The organism is Paenibacillus sp. SAFN-117 (assembly GCF_051966115.1).
Lineage (GTDB): Bacteria > Bacillota > Bacilli > Paenibacillales > NBRC-103111 > Paenibacillus_L > Paenibacillus_L residui.
The window spans coordinates 1-1,726 of the sequence record NZ_JBQCLK010000079.1 but is presented as its reverse complement, the minus strand read 5'-3'; the positions used below and the strand labels follow the sequence as shown (position 1 = coordinate 1,726).

Sequence of the window (1,726 nt, the reverse complement as noted above, 5' to 3'; positions counted from 1 at the left end):
TATTTCCAGATCCTGTAGGGCTAAAAGCGGATACCGTCTAAAGACGGTGGAGTTGAACCTCGCTTTTGGAAGTTAAAATAGACGGATGGCTGGAGCTAGGTTCAGAACAAACCGGTCTGCAGTGCCGCCATGAATTCGAACAATTTTTGCAAGGCGGAGGGTGGCTTTTTGCCGGCAAAGTGGAAGAGTGCGAACGGAAGCCTTTCGAGTCAGAAGCCGCGAATATACAGGCATTGCTGCAAGAGAACGAACAAATGAAAAAAGAGCTGGAAAGACTGCGCAGCACACGCCGTCCCCAAGCCCAGAAGATGTCCAGCAAGTTAAGAGATGCCCTGAGAGAATAGCAATCCCGGGTATCCGTTCTGGCTCCACAAGTGATCGTTATCTATTAAAAAGCACCGCGCAAGTGCTCCAGCCTCTTCGTTCTCCCCTGTAAATCCATGTAAACCGAAACGACATCAAAACGGACGGAAGCCTCGTTCAGTTGATGAAAATGCAGGTACACCTGTGCCGTATCCCTGACTTGCTTCTGTTTCCTGGCATTCACCGATTCCTGCGGGCTCCCGAAGGTACCGGTCATTCTTCTTGTCCTTACTTCGACAAAAACAAGGACAGTTCCATCCCAAGCTACAATGTCCAATTCCCCGGTGCGGCATTTCCAATTGCGATGAACAATGCGATAATTTTGCATGGTCAAAAAAGCTTCCGCCTGCCGCTCACCCCGGCGTCCCAGTTCCTTGCGGCTATCCTTACCGGGAACGCTCATCGGATACCCGCTTGTTCCCCTGCCCATTGATCGGAACGGTAGACGAAAGTCAATATTTCGGCAACCAATTGATATAAATCGGGCGGGATTTGCTGCTCCAGGTCCAGCTGGGACAGAACCTCAACCAACGACGCATTCTCTTGGACAGGAACCCCATACTCTCTGGCCTTCTGCAAAATGGTCTCCGCCACCTCGCCCTTTCCTTTGGCCACGACGACCGGGGCCGCTATTTGGTCGGGAGAGTATCGTAAAGCGACTGCTTTCTTCGGTGTATGGCTGTTGGAAGAATTCATATCCGCAGATCGACTCCTTTGTACGGTTTAGTATCATACAGAGACAGTCCCCCGTCCTCCCCCGAAGCAGCGTGGTTTTGGCCTGCTTTTTTGTCCGGGAAGGGCAGTGATCGAATGGATACAAAAGGATATCCCTGCGCCTCCAGCCTGTCCGCCACTTCTTGGCGAAACGGCTCAATGGCCTTCTCCATCCCCGAATAATCGCTATGTACGACAATGTTCACGATACGATCAGTCACTTGAACATCGACAATGGTCGGCCCGAGGTAGGCCATTCTCAAATCGAAAAGCAGTCGGCAGTTAGAGGAATCCATCTCCCCCTGCTTTCCTTTCCGGGTCTGGATGTGGACCGCCGCTGTTTGCTCACCGGAGGCATGGAACAACGGGACCGTCATCGTCACATGGGTAAACATGGACGATCTGTCAGCGGCCAGCAACAGCTGCTGGCCGGTAATTTGCTGCAGCGTCTGCTGGACCGCTTCTCGGAGGGCCGGCGGGAGGTCATCGGCCGCGGACAACTGAAGGAGCGCTCCCTTCAGCGACTGAGACGCTTCAGCGGCCCGGTCCGGGACCGCTCCGGCCGCCGCCGGGTCTGGCCCGGGCGCGGCAGGCGCAGGCTGCCCCGCAGCGGGAGCCGTCCGGCCGCCGGCGGCTGGATCGGGCGAGC

The 1,726-nt window shown here is 55.2% G+C and carries 3 protein-coding genes and 1 pseudogene; 1 reads left to right on the top strand and 3 read right to left on the bottom strand.

Annotated elements, in window-relative coordinates:
- Positions 1–65: 65 nt before the first annotated feature.
- Positions 66–344 carry a hypothetical protein gene (locus ACTHRH_RS25600; protein WP_440418271.1) on the top strand — a complete coding sequence of 93 codons (279 nt, stop codon included), beginning with the start codon at positions 66–68 and terminating at the stop codon, positions 342–344.
- Positions 345–388: 44 nt separating this feature from the next.
- Here the strand turns inward: ACTHRH_RS25600 and ACTHRH_RS25595 are convergent, their stop codons facing one another.
- The 3 genes and pseudogenes from ACTHRH_RS25595 to ACTHRH_RS25585 all read right to left on the bottom strand — a co-directional run.
- Positions 389–766, bottom strand: coding sequence for a YraN family protein (locus ACTHRH_RS25595; RefSeq protein WP_379287450.1), 378 nt, complete (start codon positions 764–766; stop codon positions 389–391).
- Positions 763–1,059: an EscU/YscU/HrcU family type III secretion system export apparatus switch protein gene (locus tag ACTHRH_RS25590; RefSeq protein ID WP_144933205.1), complete on the bottom strand. Its 297-nt coding sequence runs from the start codon at positions 1,057–1,059 to the stop codon at positions 763–765. The genes ACTHRH_RS25595 and ACTHRH_RS25590 overlap by 4 nt, the downstream gene beginning before the upstream one ends.
- A pseudogene (locus tag ACTHRH_RS25585) lies at positions 1,056–1,726 on the bottom strand (DNA ligase); the annotation flags it as partial. The gene ACTHRH_RS25590 and the pseudogene ACTHRH_RS25585, both read right to left, overlap by 4 nt.

Coding starts and splice junctions, on each gene's coding strand:
- ACTHRH_RS25595 (WP_379287450.1), bottom strand. CDS start 766: ATGAGCGTTCCCGGTAAGGATAGCCGCAAGGAACTGGGACGCCGGGGT.
- ACTHRH_RS25590 (WP_144933205.1), bottom strand. CDS start 1,059: ATGAATTCTTCCAACAGCCATACACCGAAGAAAGCAGTCGCTTTACGA.